Source organism: Serratia sp. LSHTC3 (assembly GCF_057197125.1).
In genome coordinates this window covers 1159814-1176184 of the sequence record NZ_JBXUNP010000001.1, presented here as the reverse complement: position 1 = coordinate 1176184, position 16371 = coordinate 1159814, and the positions used below count along the sequence as shown (strand labels likewise).

17 protein-coding genes, 2 tRNA genes and 1 other RNA gene are annotated in these 16371 nt (G+C 59.5%); 12 read left to right on the top strand and 8 right to left on the bottom strand.

Features of this window, described 5'->3' with window-relative positions; all coding sequences use genetic code 11:
- Positions 1–19: 19 nt before the first annotated feature.
- On the bottom strand, positions 20–922 hold the full coding sequence (gene rssA / locus AC2CGI_RS05665) for a patatin-like phospholipase RssA (RefSeq protein ID WP_004932181.1): 903 nt from the start codon (positions 920–922) through the stop codon (positions 20–22).
- Between the two features lie 118 nt (positions 923–1040).
- On the opposite strand from rssA, the gene AC2CGI_RS05660 reads away from it, so the two are divergent.
- From AC2CGI_RS05660 to AC2CGI_RS05625, 8 genes are all read left to right on the top strand, one after another.
- On the top strand, positions 1041–1505 hold the full coding sequence (locus tag AC2CGI_RS05660; protein WP_016927486.1) for a YchJ family protein: 465 nt from the start codon (positions 1041–1043) through the stop codon (positions 1503–1505).
- A gap of 68 nt (positions 1506–1573) precedes the next feature.
- Positions 1574–2422 carry a formyltetrahydrofolate deformylase gene (gene purU / locus AC2CGI_RS05655; protein WP_004932187.1) on the top strand — a complete coding sequence of 283 codons (849 nt, stop codon included), beginning with the start codon at positions 1574–1576 and terminating at the stop codon, positions 2420–2422.
- A 175-nt stretch (positions 2423–2597) separates the two neighbouring features.
- Positions 2598–2682, top strand: a tRNA-Tyr gene (locus tag AC2CGI_RS05650).
- Positions 2683–2778: 96 nt separating this feature from the next.
- Positions 2779–2863 (top strand) — tRNA-Tyr (locus AC2CGI_RS05645).
- A gap of 48 nt (positions 2864–2911) precedes the next feature.
- Positions 2912–3038: non-coding RNA, RtT sRNA (locus AC2CGI_RS05640), on the top strand.
- Positions 3039–3243: 205 nt separating this feature from the next.
- Positions 3244–3816, top strand: a complete 573-nt coding sequence (locus AC2CGI_RS05635; protein WP_076740769.1) for an LOG family protein — start codon at positions 3244–3246, stop codon at positions 3814–3816.
- A gap of 101 nt (positions 3817–3917) precedes the next feature.
- Entirely contained in the window at positions 3918–4724 is an 807-nt protein-coding gene (xthA, locus tag AC2CGI_RS05630; protein WP_004932192.1) for an exodeoxyribonuclease III, read from the top strand.
- A gap of 43 nt (positions 4725–4767) precedes the next feature.
- Positions 4768–5169, top strand: a complete 402-nt coding sequence (locus AC2CGI_RS05625; RefSeq protein WP_021503849.1) for a pyrimidine (deoxy)nucleoside triphosphate diphosphatase — start codon at positions 4768–4770, stop codon at positions 5167–5169.
- A 21-nt stretch (positions 5170–5190) separates the two neighbouring features.
- Here AC2CGI_RS05625 and AC2CGI_RS05620 read toward each other — a convergent pair whose 3' ends face one another.
- The 5 genes from AC2CGI_RS05620 to AC2CGI_RS05600 form a co-directional block, all read right to left on the bottom strand.
- Entirely contained in the window at positions 5191–5487 is a 297-nt protein-coding gene (locus AC2CGI_RS05620; protein ID WP_004932195.1) for a YnjH family protein, read from the bottom strand.
- Complete coding sequence (locus AC2CGI_RS05615; RefSeq protein WP_076740768.1) at positions 5484–7409, bottom strand: DNA topoisomerase III; 1926 nt, start codon at positions 7407–7409, stop codon at positions 5484–5486. Before AC2CGI_RS05615 ends, AC2CGI_RS05620 begins: the two co-directional genes overlap by 4 nt.
- Positions 7409–8518, bottom strand: a complete 1110-nt coding sequence (mnmH, locus tag AC2CGI_RS05610; protein ID WP_076740795.1) for a tRNA 2-selenouridine(34) synthase MnmH — start codon at positions 8516–8518, stop codon at positions 7409–7411. Before mnmH ends, AC2CGI_RS05615 begins: the two co-directional genes overlap by 1 nt.
- Positions 8519–8526: 8 nt before the next feature.
- Positions 8527–9570 carry a selenide, water dikinase SelD gene (gene selD / locus AC2CGI_RS05605; RefSeq protein WP_004932201.1) on the bottom strand — a complete coding sequence of 348 codons (1044 nt, stop codon included), beginning with the start codon at positions 9568–9570 and terminating at the stop codon, positions 8527–8529.
- 157 nt (positions 9571–9727) lie between these two features.
- Entirely contained in the window at positions 9728–10279 is a 552-nt protein-coding gene (locus AC2CGI_RS05600; RefSeq protein WP_004932204.1) for an NAD(P)H nitroreductase, read from the bottom strand.
- Positions 10280–10439: 160 nt separating this feature from the next.
- On the opposite strand from AC2CGI_RS05600, the gene sppA reads away from it, so the two are divergent.
- The 4 genes from sppA to chiD all read left to right on the top strand — a co-directional run bounded on the left by sppA (position 10440) and on the right by chiD (position 15572).
- Positions 10440–12296 carry a signal peptide peptidase SppA gene (gene sppA, locus AC2CGI_RS05595; protein ID WP_004932207.1) on the top strand — a complete coding sequence of 619 codons (1857 nt, stop codon included), beginning with the start codon at positions 10440–10442 and terminating at the stop codon, positions 12294–12296.
- A gap of 93 nt (positions 12297–12389) precedes the next feature.
- Positions 12390–13406, top strand: a complete 1017-nt coding sequence (ansA, locus tag AC2CGI_RS05590) for an asparaginase (RefSeq protein ID WP_076740766.1) — start codon at positions 12390–12392, stop codon at positions 13404–13406.
- A 22-nt stretch (positions 13407–13428) separates the two neighbouring features.
- Complete coding sequence (gene pncA, locus AC2CGI_RS05585; RefSeq protein ID WP_015378100.1) at positions 13429–14061, top strand: bifunctional nicotinamidase/pyrazinamidase; 633 nt, start codon at positions 13429–13431, stop codon at positions 14059–14061.
- Positions 14062–14294: 233 nt separating this feature from the next.
- Positions 14295–15572: a chitinase ChiD gene (gene chiD, locus AC2CGI_RS05580; protein ID WP_015378101.1), complete on the top strand. Its 1278-nt coding sequence runs from the start codon at positions 14295–14297 to the stop codon at positions 15570–15572.
- A 44-nt stretch (positions 15573–15616) separates the two neighbouring features.
- Here chiD and AC2CGI_RS05575 read toward each other — a convergent pair whose 3' ends face one another.
- Positions 15617–15889, bottom strand: a complete 273-nt coding sequence (locus tag AC2CGI_RS05575; protein WP_004932218.1) for a YeaC family protein — start codon at positions 15887–15889, stop codon at positions 15617–15619.
- A 63-nt stretch (positions 15890–15952) separates the two neighbouring features.
- Complete coding sequence (msrB, locus tag AC2CGI_RS05570; RefSeq protein ID WP_004932219.1) at positions 15953–16366, bottom strand: peptide-methionine (R)-S-oxide reductase MsrB; 414 nt, start codon at positions 16364–16366, stop codon at positions 15953–15955.
- Positions 16367–16371: the final 5 nt, after the last annotated feature.

Sequence of the window (16371 nt, the reverse complement as noted above, 5' to 3'; positions counted from 1 at the left end):
GCCAACCAAGAACCGAGAATTATCTATTTTTTATCAACGGCAACAACCGATCCAGTTGTTTTTCAACCGCCAGCAACCCCGCCTCGATCGCTTCATCGGCGCGGTGGAAATCCAGCGTTGAGATTTGCGGGCAAAAAGGCTGGATCAAGACATCCGGCGGATCGCTCGCCATCCGGTTGCGCTTCAGGCGATTCTCCAGCATTTGAATCGATGTGCTCATAATCTCCATCGCCGTCGGCGCCGTAGCCGGTTTGCGCTTGCGCATTCTGCCGACGCGTTCCCGAAGACGCCCGCGCCAGGTAGCCGCAGGCGCATCGTCCGGGCTTTCTTCCTCGATACGTATCGAGAACAGATCCTGCTGCATCAGGTGCGCGTCATGCTGCAGATCGACCGCAATGACGATATCGGCGCCCATGGCGCGGCAAAGCGACACCGGCACCGGATTGACCACCGCGCCATCCACCAGCCAATAGCCGTCGGCCCATACCGGCGCCAACAGGCCGGGCATGCTGCAGGAGGCGCGTATCGCCTGATGAATATCGCCTTCGGTCAGCCACAGCTCACGGCCGGTACTGAGATTGGTCGTCACGGCACCGAACTTCAACGCACAATCGGCGATATCATTGATCTTCAGCAGCTGTCCAACGGCGTTAAACACCCGCTCGCCGCGCAACAGGCCGCCGCGCTGCCAGGAAAAATCCATCAGGCGAATCACGTCCCAATAGCTGAACGATCGCACCCACTGCTCCATCGCCGGCAGGCGATGGCTGGCGAACGCGGCGCCCACCAACGCGCCGACAGAGCAGCCGGCAACGATATCGATCTCAATCCCCAGCTTCTTTAACGCATTGATCACGCCGATGTGCGCCCAGCCTTTAGCCGAGCCCGCTCCCAGCGCCAGTCCGATCTTGATTTGCCGCATCGCGTCATCCTCTCGGTAAACGGTGTTCTCTGCTTTCAGGGTAGATTGTCACTGACGAATATTGTTAGGTAACATATGCGCTAAATTCATTTTCAGCCTCGTTTTCTCAGGAGTCATTTTGCCCGAATCATGCCCATGCGGCAGCGGACTGGCGTATAACGCGTGCTGCGCCCCTTTTATCAGCGGCAGTCAACCGGCGCCGACGCCCGGCCAACTGATGCGTTCACGCTTCACCGCCTACGTGAATCATAACGTCGACTATCTGATCGCCACCTGGCACCCCGACTGCGGCGCCGAAGCGTGGCGCAATGCCATCGTCGACAGTTTTAAGAATACCGAGTGGCTGGGCCTGACGATCGTGGAAGAGAAAGCCGGTCATGAGCCGGATGAAGGCTTCGTCGAATTCATCGCCCGTTTCACCGATGGCGAAAGCGGCGAGCCGCAGGCGATGCATGAGCGCTCGCGCTTCCTTCGTCGCGATCAACGTTGGTATTATATCGACGGCACCAAACCCCAGCCCGGCCGAAATGCGATGTGTCCCTGTGGCTCAGGGAAAAAATACAAGAAGTGCTGCGGGCGCTAACCGGCCGGCGCTTCACGTTTACGCCTGCGCAGACAGGCCATTCAGTATCAGACAGGATCCTCAAACCCATGCCACACCAAAATGTACAACGGAAAGTGTTACGCACCATCTGCCCGGACGCCAAAGGGCTGATCGCCAAGATCACCAACATCTGTTACAAGCACGAACTCAATATCGTCCAGAACAATGAGTTCGTCGATCACCGCACCGGGCGTTTCTTCATGCGCACCGAACTGGAAGGCATTTTCAACGACAACACGCTGCTGGCCGATCTGGACAGCGCCCTGCCGGAAGGTTCACTGCGTGAACTGCACAGCACCGGGCGCCGGCGCATCGTGGTGCTGGTCACCAAAGAGGCGCACTGCCTGGGCGATCTGTTGATGAAAAGCGCCTATGGCGGCCTCGATGTTGAGATCGCCGCCGTAATCGGCAACCACGACACGCTGCAAACGCTGGTGGAGCGTTTCGATATTCCTTTCCATCTGGTGAGCCACGAAGGCTTGACGCGCGAACAGCACGACCGCGAAATGACGGCCAAGATCGATCAATATCAGCCGGATTACGTGGTGCTGGCCAAATATATGCGCGTGCTGACCCCGGCCTTCGTGCAACATTATCCGAATCAGGTAATCAACATTCACCATTCGTTCCTGCCGGCGTTTATCGGCGCACGACCTTATCACCAGGCCTACGAGCGCGGGGTAAAAATCATCGGCGCCACTGCCCATTACGTTAACGACAATCTCGACGAAGGCCCGATCATCATGCAGGACGTGATCCACGTCGATCACACCTATTCCGCCGAGGATATGATGCGCGCCGGCCGCGACGTGGAGAAAAACGTGCTCAGCCGAGCCCTGTATCAGGTGTTGGCGCAGCGCGTCTTCGTCTACGGCAATCGCACCGTTATTCTGTAATCGTTCAATAAATCGGTGCATTTCGTTCAGGGATGCACCGCCAAGAATAAAAAAACGGCAAACGATTCATTTTCTGCATTTCAATGCTTTACACATCCGCTTCATTTGATATGATGCGCCCCGCTTACCGAGACAGCGCTCTCGCAAGCAAGGCCAGTTAAATAGCCATGTATATGGTGGGGTTCCCGAGCGGCCAAAGGGAGCAGACTGTAAATCTGCCGTCACTGACTTCGAAGGTTCGAATCCTTCCCCCACCACCATCTTCTCTCTGCCAGGAGCGAAGACGCAGTAAAGAAACCGGCCAGGTTTCTTCCGGGTAAAACCGGAACAACAATTTGTAAATCCATGAATACCATGGTGGGGTTCCCGAGCGGCCAAAGGGAGCAGACTGTAAATCTGCCGTCACAGACTTCGAAGGTTCGAATCCTTCCCCCACCACCATCTCTTGCAGAAAATCCCAAAACTGAGTTAAAAGCACATCGCCTCCATAATGTTCCGAATCGGGGAAGGATGAGAAGCTTCGACCAAGGTTCGAGTCTCACGCAGTGAGACAACGCGCTTCAGCGCGGCCCGCAGGTGAGTCGCGCAGCGACGAATCATCCTTCCCCCACCACCATCTCTTGCAGAAAATCCCAAAACCCACTTAAAGCACATCGCATCCAACACGTGCATCCAATGTTCTCGTATCAATAAATCAAGTTATCTCCCCTTATTAACCGCTTTCATCCAGCCGTTTTGTTCCTCACTCCCAGCCGTAACTTGAACTCCGGCCGACAATTCGCTATACCACTGGCTTCTTTAGTGCAGTAAGGAACAGGTGGATGCGAAACAATATTTGCGTTTTTTGTGGCGCCAGCGAAGGCGTCAATCCCGCTTATGCCGAGCAGGCTCGTCAACTGGGGCAACTGCTGGCCGCACAGGGGAGCCGTTTAATCTATGGCGGCGGCAAAAAAGGATTGATGGGGATCGTGGCAGACGCGGTGTTGGCCGCAGGCGGTGAAGCGGTCGGCATTATCCCCGAGCGCCTGGTTGAAGCGGAAACGGCGCATCGCGGCCTGACTGAATTGGAAGTGGTGCCAGACATGCATACGCGCAAAGCCCGTATGGCAGCGCTGGCGGACAGTTTTATCGCCCTGCCCGGCGGCATCGGCACGCTGGAAGAGCTGTTTGAAATCTGGACCTGGGGGCAAATCGGCTATCACAATAAGCCGGTCGGCCTGCTGAACGTCAACGGATTCTACCGCCCGCTGAGCCAGTTCCTCGAGCACGTCGCCGATCAGGGTTTTATGCGTCACGACTATCTCGGCACCCTGCACATCAGCGAATCGGCACAGACGCTGCTGCAACAGTTTGACGACTATCAACCTAAAAATTACGACCGCTGGGCGAAATAAACCCGCGGCGCAGTCAGCGGTCCTGCCGCTGTCTGCGTTACATTTCCCGCCAAACTCTGCTACTATCACAGCACATTTTTCTCGTGAAAACGGCACCGCTCATGAAGTTTGTCTCTTTTAATATCAATGGACTGCGCGCGCGTCCGCATCAGCTGGCGGCAATTATCGAACAGCACCAGCCCGACGTGATCGGTCTGCAGGAAACCAAAGTTCACGATGACATGTTCCCATTGGAAGAAGTCAGCCAGCACGGCTATCACGTGTTCTATCACGGGCAAAAAGGCCATTACGGCGTGGCGCTGCTGACCAAAGCGGAGCCCCTGGCCGTGCGCCGCGGTTTCCCAACCGATGAAGAAGACGCGCAGCGTCGCATCATCATGGCCGATCTGGCTACGCCGCAGGGCACGCTGACGGTGATCAACGGCTACTTCCCGCAAGGTGAAAGCCGCGACCATCCGATCAAATTCCCGGCTAAAACACGCTTTTATCAGGATCTGCAAAACTACCTGGAGCAGCAGCTGTCGGCGGAATCCCCGGTGCTGATCATGGGCGACATGAATATCAGCCCGAGTGATTACGATATCGGCATCGGCGAAGACAACCGCAAACGCTGGCTGCGCACCGGCAAGTGCTCCTTCCTGCCGGAAGAGCGCGAATGGATGGATCGCCTGCTGAACTGGGGCCTGGTAGATACCTATCGCCACGCCAACCCGGGGCGCAACGACGAGTTTTCATGGTTCGACTACCGCTCCAAAGGGTTCGACGACAATCGCGGCCTGCGTATCGATCTGCTGCTGGCCAGCACCCCGCTGGCTTCGCGCTGCATCGCCACCGGCATCGATTACCAAACCCGCGGCATGGAGAAACCTTCCGACCATGCGCCGGTCTGGGCGGAATTCACGCTGTAACCCCATCCCCCGGTGCTCGCCGGGGTTTTATTCTGTGAAGCCGATGAAAATTATCGACGTAGTAGCCGCCATTCTGGAACAAAATGGGCGTATTTTGCTGGCCCAGCGCGGCGCAGGCAGCGATCAAGCCGGCCTGTGGGAGTTTCCCGGCGGCAAGGTAGAAACCGGCGAAAGCCAGCCGGAGGCGCTGACGCGCGAGCTGGATGAAGAATTGGGGATTAGCGCCCGTATCGGCAACTATGTGGGCAGCAACCAGTGGCGGCAAGGCGAACGCATCATCCGACTGCATGCCTGGCGAGTCGCGGAGTTCTCCGGTGAACTGCAACAGCGCTGCCATTCGGCGCTGGTCTGGGTCACGCCGCAACAGGCGCAGGAATACCCCCTGGCGCCCGCTGACGTTCCACTGTTGGCGGATTATCTCGCCGCGCAAGGCGAGGCGCGCTGAGCGCGGTGACAGGTTACATCGTCACTTCTTCAATCGTACCCAAATCAAGGGGTTGGTGCCGATAGTATTAGGCTCACGCACGCACTGCAGCACTTCCCCTTCGACTTTGAGCACCGCCCCCTCGGAATAGTTCTGATTCTGGTAGACGCAACAACGGCTGCAGGGCTGCGCCGACGGCGGATTGTCGCCGCTTTTGGCCGCGCCCCAGATCTCCGGCGAAACCGGTAGCACCACGTCCACATCGCCGCGATTGGCGGCGGCCAGGCCGGAAAACATCAGGGCCGCGGCAGCCAATACACCAGTGAGTCCACGCTTCATTCACTCTTCTCCTGCGCCTTGCCGGCGCTTTTCCTGCGTTTTTTGCCTCCGCTGGAGGGCGGCGGCGGCAATCCACGAAACGCCATGCTCGCCCGGCTCTGCTTGGCCTGATAAATCAGCTCTTGCAGCGTGCCGACCAACGGCTGCATAAAGTCCTGATAGCGGCAGGATTTCTCGCTGATTTGCGTCAGCGTGGCTTCCCAGTTGGCCGTCATATCAGGGCGCGCAGCAAGATCCGGCAGCGAGTGAATCAATGCGCGCCCGGTTTCGCTGGAGTGAATATAGCGTCCCTTCTTGTACAGAAACGCCCGCTTGAACAGCAATTCGATGATCCCCGCTCGCGTCGCTTCCGTACCTAAACCATCGGTCGCCCGCAGGATTTTCTTTAGCGCTTTATCTTGTACGAACCGCGCGATGCCGGTCATGGCCGACAACAGGCTGGCGTCAGTAAACGGCCGCGGCGGCTGCGTCTGGCGCTCCACCACTTCACCGCGCTCGCACAACAGCTCATCATCTTTAGCCACCACCGGCAGCGGCGCACCTTCGTTCTCCTCGTCGCGCTCCTTGCTGCCCAGCAGCGTACGCCAGCCGGCTTCCGCCAGGAATCGCGCCTTGGCGATAAATTTGCCGCCGGCGATATCCAGCTCGATCACGCATTTGCGGAATACCGCATCCGGACAGAACTGCATCAGATACTGGCGCGCCACCAGCCCATACACGTTCCGCTCATCCTGCGTCAGATTAATCTTGCCGGCGCGGGCGGTGGGAATGATGGCGTGGTGCGCGTCGACCTTTTTATCGTCCCAGCAACGGTTGCGGCGATCGCTGTCGATCACCGGCTGCGGGTACAGCTCGGGCTGGTGCACGCTGATGGCGTTCAGCACCGCGTAGCGGCCGGCGAAATGCTCTTCCGGCAGGTAGCGACAGTCGGAACGCGGATAGGTAATCAACTTGTGGGTTTCGTACAGCCGCTGGCAAACGTCCAGCACCTGTTGCGCGCTGAGGTTATAACGCCGGGCCGCTTCGATTTGCAGCGTGGAGAGCGAAAACGGCAGCGGCGCGGTATCCGATTCCCGTTTATCGTTATAAGACGTGACCAGAGCCGGCTGGCCTTCAATGCGCTTGACCACATGCTCCGCCAACGGCCGGTGCAGCAAACGCCCCTCTTCGTCCTGATAAGGCTCGCACGACTCGCTGGGCTGCCACAGCGCCACGAAACGCTCTTCTTTCGGCGTGACGATGTGCGCCTTGACCTCAAAGAAGTCTTTCGGCACGAAGTTTTCGATCTCTTCATCGCGCCGCACCACCAACCCCAGCACCGGCGTCTGCACCCTGCCCACCGACAACACGCCGTCATAACCGGCGTTGCGGCCCAGCAGCGTATAAGCGCGGGTCATATTGATGCCGTACAGCCAGTCGGCGCGTGAGCGCGCAAGGGCGGACACGCACAATGGGATGAAGTCACGGTTGTCGCGCAGGCGTTCAACCGCGCGCTCCACCGCCTGCGGGTTGAGATCGTTGATCAGACAGCGGCGCACGTTCTGGCGCTTTTCCGCCGTCAAATCCAGGTAGTCCAGCACCTCATCCACCAGCAGTTGCCCTTCGCGATCCGGGTCGCCGGCGTGAACCACTTCATCGGCTTCGAGCAGCAACTTTTTAATGGCGTTGAGCTGTTTGCTGACCGAAGGCCGCGGCTGCAACCGCCATTTTTCGGGAATTATCGGCAGGTCTGCCAACGACCAGCGCGCATAGCGGCTGTCATAGGCGTCAGGCTGAGCCTGCTCCAACAGGTGGCCGACGCACCAGGTCACCACATCATTGTTGCCGCAGGCGATATACCCGTCGCCGCGGCGATGCGGCTTGGGCAATACGTCGGCAATGGCGCGCGCCAAACTCGGTTTCTCGGCTATGAACAGTCGCATTATTCACCGTTTTTCTGGCTGAACGTCATCAAGAATTCTCTTACTTCTGCATAGTTCCCACGGAAGACGATCCGCTGGGCTTTCTTTTCCAACTGATAGCAATACATCGGATCGTAGTACTGCTGCAACAAGGGCGCCAACCACTCGCTGTGCGCGTCACCCTGGCCGCTGAGACGCTGTGCCCGCAACGCCGCTTCCAGCCGCTGCGTCAGCTGCTGGAAGCGCTCCAGGCCCAACCGGCGGCGAATGGCGAACAGGCCGTGATGCAGATAGTCGTCGTACTGCCGCCAGCCTTCTTCCACGCCATAGGCCTGTTCGAACTGTGCGCGCATCCCGTCGATATATTCGGCCTGCAGGCGTGCCAGGCGAATATCAAACGGATCGTCGATCACCGCCACCGGCGCCTGCTGCATGCCGTTGAACAACGGCAACGGCAGATTGTTGCTGCCGATGATCCGCCCTTCGTCTTCCAGCACCCAACGGCGGCTGCCACCATGCTGTTTTTTCAGCAATAACACAGCCAGACGATTCTCAAAATCGATCTGTGAGCTTTGCCCCGCCAGCGTTCGGCCAAAAGATGAACCGCGATGGCGCGCCGCGCCTTCCAGATCGACGCCGTCGGCCAGTTCGTTGACCAGCAGCGTCTTGCCGCTGCCGGTATTGCCGCCCACCAGGGCCATCGGCAATGCCGCGCTTTGCGCCAACACGCCGAGCAGATAATTGCGCAGCGCCTTATAACCGCCAGTGATACGTGGGTACTCGACGCCGGCCTCATGCAGCCATTGCTGCACCAGCTGTGAGCGCAGCCCACCACGGAAGCAGTAAATATAACCTTCGGGTCGCTGCGCACAGGCCGCCAGCCATGCGGCGGTGCGCTGTTCGCGCAGTTTGCCGTTCACCAGGCTGTGGCCGAGCGCAATCGCCGCTTGCTGACCATGCTGCTTATAGCAAGTGCCCACCGCCTGCCGCTCGCTGTCGACCATCAGCGGCAGGTTCACCGCCTGAGCGAAGGCGCCCTGCTGAAACTCGATCGGCGCACGCACGTCAATCAGCGGCACGTCGTGCAGAAAAATGCGTTGATAATCGGCGCTGTCCGGCCTGCCTTGCATCTTGGACACTACACAACCTCGATCAGCGGTTTACCTGCCTGTGCGGCATGCAGCTCACCGATAGGATTGAGCGTGATGCCGTGCTGCTCGGCAATCGCCAGCACCTGCGCCTGCGCCTCCGGCAATACCGCCAACAGCAAACCGCCGGAGGTTTGCGGATCGCACAGCAGCTGACGCTGCAAATCGCTCATCTCGCCCACCAGATGGCCGTAGCTGTCGAAGTTGCGCCCGGTGCCGCCCGGCACGCAGCCCTCGGCGATGTACGCCTCGACATCCGGCAGTTTCGGCACCCGATCGAACCAGACCGTCGCCTGCAGACCGGAGCCCTGACAAACCTCGCTCAGGTGGCCCAACAGGCCAAAGCCAGTGATGTCGGTCATCGCCGTGACGCCCGCCACTTCGGCAAAGTCGGCGCCCGGCTTGTTAAGACGACACATCACGTCCGTCGCCAGCCCTTGATGTTCAGGGCGCAGCTTGCTTTGCTTCTCGGCGGTCGTCAGCACGCCAATGCCCAGCGGCTTGGTCAGATAGAGTTGCGCCCCGGCCTGTGCGGCGCTGTTCTTTTTCACTCGCTCGGTATTGACCACGCCGGTGACCGCCAGGCCGAAGATAGGTTCCGGCGCATCGATGGAATGGCCGCCGGCCAGCGCGATCCCCGCCTGCTGGCAAGCGAAACGTCCGCCGTCGATCACCTGCTGCGCCACCTCCGGCGGCAGTTTGGCGATTGGCCAGCCGAGAATGGCGATCGCCATGATCGGTTTGCCGCCCATGGCGTACACGTCGCTGATGGCGTTAGCGGCGGCGATACGGCCGAAATCAAACGGATCGTCGACGATCGGCATGAAGAAGTCGGTAGTGCTGATGATGCCGACGCCGTTGCCGATGTCATACACCGCCGCGTCGTCGCGGGTTTCATTGCCGACCAACAGACGCGGATCGACAAATTTCTCCCGCTCGCTGTGCAGGATGGTTTCGAGAACTTTCGGTGAGATTTTGCAGCCGCAGCCAGCGCCATGGCTGTACTGGGTTAAACGGATCGCTGGCGATGTCATAGTCCACTCCCTTCGATAACGGCACTCAAGATAACATAGGGTAGCGCTTGCCGAGGGGATTGATAAGAGCGGGCCGCCGATAAGCGAACGGCCTGCTCAGAAACCATGCAATTTTGCGGGGTTTGGCGCATTTTCGCCGCGCCCCGTTGGATAATACTTAGAAATAGCTGACGAAAGGCGTGCTGTCCGGCGGCGTCACTTTAGTGGCGGCCTTCAGCTGCGGCGTGCCCAGATAGAGGAAACCGACGATCTCGTCCTGCTCGCGGCAACCGAAGGCTTCACGCACCAGCGCATGCTCGGTCCAGGCGCCGGTGCGCCAGATGCCGTTAAAGCCCTGCGCCAGCGCCGCCATCTGCATCGCCTGCACGGCGCAACCGGCGGAAACCACCTGCTCCCAGCGCGGCACCTTGGTCTCTTCAGTGCAATGCGCGATGACGGTGATGATCAGCGGTGCGCGGAACGGCGCCTTGGTGGCTTTTTCGATCGCCGCTTCATCCAACTGATCCTGCTTCGCCGCCGCCTGCAGCAACTGACTGAAGCGCTCCAGGCCCTGATTCTCGATCATCACGAAACGCCACGGCTGCAGCGCACCGTGATCGGGCGCACGCAGGCCCGCGTTGATGATGTTTTGGCGCACTTCCCCCGCCGGCGCCGGTTCCGCCAGGCGCGAAGCCGAGCGACGATTCAATAAAAGATCCAGAGCATCCATCGTAAACTCCTGATAACAATTTTCATTCCGGCCACGTTAACATAGCTAAACGGCGAGTTACAGCCTCGGCGATAGCGTCTGTGTGCCACGATTTAAAGCTGACATTTACCCGGCCGCTCATTAGGATAGCGGAACATTCTCGACTCTTGTTGGAGAGCACATGCGCACATTGTGGCAAATTATTGCCGGCATTTTCCGGTGGACATGGCGTCTGCTGAATTTTATCAGGGAACTGATCCTTAACCTGTTCCTGGTCCTGCTGATCCTGGTTGGGGTCGGCATCTATCTGTCCTTCCAAAGTTCCTCCACCTCGACGGCCCCGGCGCGCGGCGCGCTGTTGGTCGATTTAAGCGGCGTGGTGGTCGATCAGCCTTCGGTAAACAACCGGGTGCGGCAATGGGGGCGTGAACTGTTGGGCGCCTCCAGCAGCCGCCTGCAGGAGAACTCGCTGTTCGACGTGGTGGACAGCATCCGCAAGGCCAAAGACGACAAAAACATTACCGGCATGGTGTTGCAGCTGAATGACTTCGCCGGCGCCGATCAGCCGTCGCTGCGCTATATCGGCAAAGCGCTGCGCGAGTTCCGCGACAGCGGCAAACCGATCTTCGCCATCGGCGACAGCTACAACCAAACGCAATACTACCTGGCCAGCTACGCCAACAAGGTCTTCCTGTCGCCGCAGGGCGCGGTCGATCTGCACGGTTTCGCCACCAACAACCTGTATTACAAGTCGTTGCTGGACATGCTCAAGGTCACCACCAATATCTTCCGCGTCGGCACCTATAAATCGGCGGTCGAACCGCTGATCCGCGACGATATGTCCCCGGCGGCGCGCGAAGCGGACAGCCGTTGGATCGGCGGCCTGTGGCAGAACTACCTGGAGACCGTGGCCGCCAACCGCCAACTGACGCCGCAGCAGCTGTTCCCGGGCGCAGCCGGCGTGCTGAGCGGCCTGCAGGCGGCCGGTGGCGACACCGCCCGCTATGCGCTGGACAATAAGCTGGTGGACGAGCTGGCGTCGCGCACCGCGATCGAAAATCAGCTGGTCAAGACCTTCGGCTGGGACAAACAGGCGAACGATTTCAACGCCATCAGCATCTACGACTATCAGCCGAAGCCGGACGCCAACCAGGGCGGCAAGATCGCCGTGGTGTTCGCCAACGGCGCCATCATGGACGGCCAGCAGACACCGGGCAACGTCGGGGGGGACACCACCGCCGCCGAGCTGCGCCAGGCGCGTCTGGATCCGGCCGTCAAGGCCGTGGTGTTCCGCGTCAACAGCCCAGGCGGCAGCGTCAGCGCGTCCGAAGTGATCCGCTCCGAGCTGGCCGCCGTGCGCGCCGCCGGCAAACCGGTGGTGGTGTCGATGGGCGGCATGGCCGCGTCGGGCGGCTACTGGGTCTCGACGCCGGCCGACTATATCATCGCCAGCCCGAGCACCCTGACCGGTTCTATCGGCATTTTCGGCATCATCAATACCTACGAGAAAACCCTGGATACGCTGGGTGTGCACACCGACGGCGTGGCGACCTCGCCGCTGGCCGATATCGCGGTCACCAAGGCGCTGCCGCAGGAGTTCTCGCAGATGATGCAGCTGAATATCGAAAACGGGTATAAGAACTTCCTCGATCTGGTCGCCAAATCACGCAAGATGACCCCGCAGCAGGTTGACCAAATCGCACAGGGTCACGTCTGGCTCGGCAGCGACGCCAAGGCCAACGGCCTGGTCGATCAGTTGGGTGATTTCGACGACGCGGTGAAGAAAGCCGCCGAGCTGGCAAAGCTGCAGCAGTGGCAGCTCGACTGGTTCGTCGATACCCCAAGCCTGAGCGATATGGTGCTCAGCCAGTTTGGCGTTTCCATTCACGCCATGCTGCCGGCCGCGATTCAGGCCATGCTGCCCGCCCCGCTGGCTTCGGTCGCCAACGCGGTGAAAGAACAACCTGGCTTGTTCAATAACCTGAACGATCCGCAAAACCGTTATGCGATCTGTCTCACCTGCGGAGAAGTCCGCTAACAAATAATTCTGCAGCCCGGCCACCGCCGGGCTTTTTTTCTGCCGCCATGTCCCTATAATTCAGCCCATCTTATCTTTGTTAAAATCATAACCATGCAAAAGAAATCCATTTACGTCGCCTACACCGGCGGCACCATCGGCATGCAGCGTTCCGATCACGGCTACATCCCGGTTTCCGGCCACCTGCAGCGCCAGCTGGCGCTGATGCCCGAATTCCATCGGCCGGAGATGCCGGATTTCACCATTCATGAATACGCGCCATTGATTGACTCTTCAGACATGACGCCGGAAGACTGGCAGCACATCGCCGACGACATCAAGCAGAACTACGATCGCTACGACGGCTTCGTGATCCTGCACGGCACCGACACCATGGCGTTCACCGCCTCGGCGCTTTCCTTCATGCTGGAAAACCTGGCCAAACCGGTGATCGTCACCGGCTCGCAGATCCCGCTGGCGGAGCTGCGCTCCGATGGCCAAACCAACCTGCTCAACGCGCTGTTTCTGGCGGCCAACCATCCGGTGAATGAAGTCAGCCTGTTCTTCAACAACAAGCTGTTCCGCGGCAACCGCACCACCAAAGCGCACGCCGACGGCTTCGACGCCTTCGCTTCCCCCAATCTGCCGCCGCTGCTGGAAGCCGGCATCCATATTCGCCGCCAGCAAGGCATCGACAGCCCGGCTTGCAACGGCGCGTTGCAGGTGCATGACATCACGCCGCAGCCGATCGGCGTGGTCACCATCTATCCGGGCATTTCCGGCGCGGTGGTGCGTAATTTCCTGTTGCAGCCGGTCAAGGCGCTGATCCTGCGCTCCTACGGCGTCGGTAACGCGCCGCAAAAGGCCGAGCTGATCGACGAGTTGCGTGCGGCCTCTGAACGCGGCATCGTGGTGGTCAACCTGACGCAGTGCATCTCCGGGCGCGTCAATATGGAAGGCTACGCCACCGGCAACGCGCTGGCGCATGCCGGGGTGATCAGCGGTTTCGACATGACGGTGGAAGCCGCCCTGACCAAGCTGCACTATCTGTTGAGCCAGCCGCTGACGCCGGAACAAATCCGCGCCCTGATGCAGCAAGATCTGCGCGGCGAGCTGAGCATCAACGGTTAACCTACTGAACTCTGGAGCGGCGATGAAAACGGCCCTGTTGTTGATCGATCTGCAAAACGATTTCTGCCCCGGCGGCGCGCTGGCGGTCACGGAGGGCGACGCCGTCATTCCGGTCGCCAATCAGGCGATCGCCGCCTGCCTGGCGCGGGGCGAGCCGGTGGTGGCCAGCCAGGACTGGCATCCCGCCAATCACCGCAGCTTTGCGGTGAACTCCCATGCGCAGGTCGGCACCCTCGGCGAGCTGGAAGGTCTGCCGCAGGTGTGGTGGCCGGTGCACTGCGTGCAAGGGAGCCACGGCGCCGATTTTCATTCTCAATTGCAGCGGCAACACATCGATGCCGTTTTTCGCAAAGGGCAGGATACGAGCATCGACAGCTACAGCGCGTTCTTCGATAACGGCCACCGGGCGCAGACCGAACTGCACGATTGGCTGCAATCGCAGGGCGTCCGGCGGCTGGCGATCATGGGCCTGGCGACCGACTACTGCGTGAAGTTCAGCGTGCTGGATGCACTGGCTGCCGGCTATCCGACGCAGGTGATCGTCGACGGCTGCCGCGGCGTGAATCTGCAGCCGGGCGACAGTGAGCAAGCGCTGCAGGACATGGCGCGCGCCGGCGCACAGCTAGTTACCCTGTCACAGTTTCTCGCCAACTAAATCCTCTCGGGCGCCACCGGCGCCCTCTCTACGCAGCGGCGAAATTATCGACGCCGCTCACAATACCACCTTTCTTCTTCCCCAACGGCTTGTGACCGGCAGGCGCTTTTGCTGTTATGACTGCGACGCGTTTGGCGTCAATCGGTTATACGCATCCGGGGCCCACTGAGCCCGGCTTTATTGTGCCCGCCCCTGGCGGTACGGTCGGCCTTGCCGACCACAAGGAGACAGACATGAAAATAACCCGAAAACTGCTGCCTTTGCTGGCGGCGGTGCAATTGGCTATGGCCGGCGCAAGCACGGCCCAGGCGGCCTATCTCTCCGTCGGCTACTTCAACGGCGGCGGCGACGTTACCGCCGGCCCCGGTGGTGACATCGACAAGCTGGACGTGACGCAAATCACCCATCTCAACTATTCGTTTGGCCTGATCTACAACGACGAGAAAGACGAAACCAATGCGGCGCTGAAAGACCCCGCTCGCCGCCACCAGATCTACCTGTCGCCGAAAGTCACGGCCGATTTGCAACGGCTGCCGGTGCTGCGCAAACAGAACCCCGAGCTGAAAGTGCTATTGTCGATCGGCGGCTGGGGCGCACGCGGTTTCTCCGGCGCTGCCGCCACCGCGGGAAACCGGGCGATTTTCATTCGCTCCGCGGTGCAGGTGATCGAGCAGTACGGGCTGGATGGGATCGATCTGGACTGGGAATACCCGGTAAACGGCGCCTGGGGTTTGGTGGAAAGCCAACCGGCAGACCGCGACAACTTCACCCTGCTGCTGAGAGAGCTTCATCAGGCGCTGGGTAAAGGCAAGCTGTTAACCATCGCCGTCGGGGCCAACGTCAAAAGCCCGCAGGAATGGGTCGATGTGAAAAGCATTGCCCCTTACCTCAACTACATCAATCTGATGACCTACGACATGGCTTACGGCACGCAGTACTTCAATGCCAACCTGTACGATTCAAAGCGCTGGCCAACCGTAGCCGCCGCCGACCGCTACAGCGCCGATTCCGTGGTAAAACATTATCTGGCCGCCGGATTAAAACCGGCGCAGATGAACCTGGGTATCGGTTTCTACGGCCGGGTGCCGAAACGAGCGACCGAGCCGGGCATCGACTGGGACAAGCCGGACGCCGCCAAACATCCGGTGACGCAGCCTTATTTCAGTGCGCGAGAAACCGCTCTGTTCCGCACGCTGGGGTTGGATCTCAGCAAAGACACTTACTTTAAATACCACGATATCGTCAGCAAATTGCTCAACGATCCGCAGCAGCGTTTTCGCGAACACTGGGATGACGACGCCAAAGTGCCATACCTGACGCTGCAATCCGCCGAAGGCAAACCGCTGTTCGCCATCTCCTACGAGAACCCGCGTTCGGTGGCTATCAAAGCCGAGTACATCAAAAGCCAGGGATTGGGGGGAGCGATGTTCTGGGAGTACGGCGCGGACGACAATAACCGGCTGGCGCAACAGCTGGCGGAGTCGCTGGGAATAAAAGGCGAGAAACGGTAAATCGACGGGGGGCGATGGCGACATCGCCCCGCTTTAGGGACAGCTTACTGCGGTTTAAGTTTGACCAGCGGCTCGGCAACAAACTGCTGCTTCAGTTCTTGCTTGCTCTTCATCACGATCTGCCCGTCGGTGCCGATGCTCATGTGCTGCGGATCGACGTTGTTCATCGACTGCCACAGCATCACCGCCTGCAGGCTGTTTTCCTTCTGCTCAGGCGTCAGCGCCACGCCATCCGGCCACTTGCCCAGCTCAACCGCCTGCACCAGGCGCTGGTATATCTCGGGCGTCATCGCCGCAATCAGATCTTTCACGTCCATCAGAGCCCTTCTCGCTTACAGATGAATAATTAGCTGAATCGATTTTGTTGATTAAATTACCACTTAACCAGCCGTTTGGTCGCCATTTTCGCCATCGGTGAAACTCAGCGAGGCGGAGTTGACGCAGTAGCGGTCGCCAGTCGGCTGCGGGCCATCAGGGAAAACGTGCCCCAGATGCGCGTCGCAGTGGCCGCAGCGGATTTCAACACGATGCATATTATGTGAATTATCATCAAGATAACGGATTGCATCGGCGGAAACCGGCTCATAAAAGCTCGGCCAGCCGCAGCCGGAATCGTATTTGGTTTCGGAATAGAACAGCGGCTGGTTACAGCACAGGCAATGGTACACGCCCTCGCGCTTGTTGTGCAGCAATTTGCCGCTGAACGGCGCTTCGGTGCCACGCTGTTGCGTCACATAACGTTGGATTTCATTCAGTTCCGTGACCGGATGACCGGGGGTTGTCTCTTTAGCCATTTGTG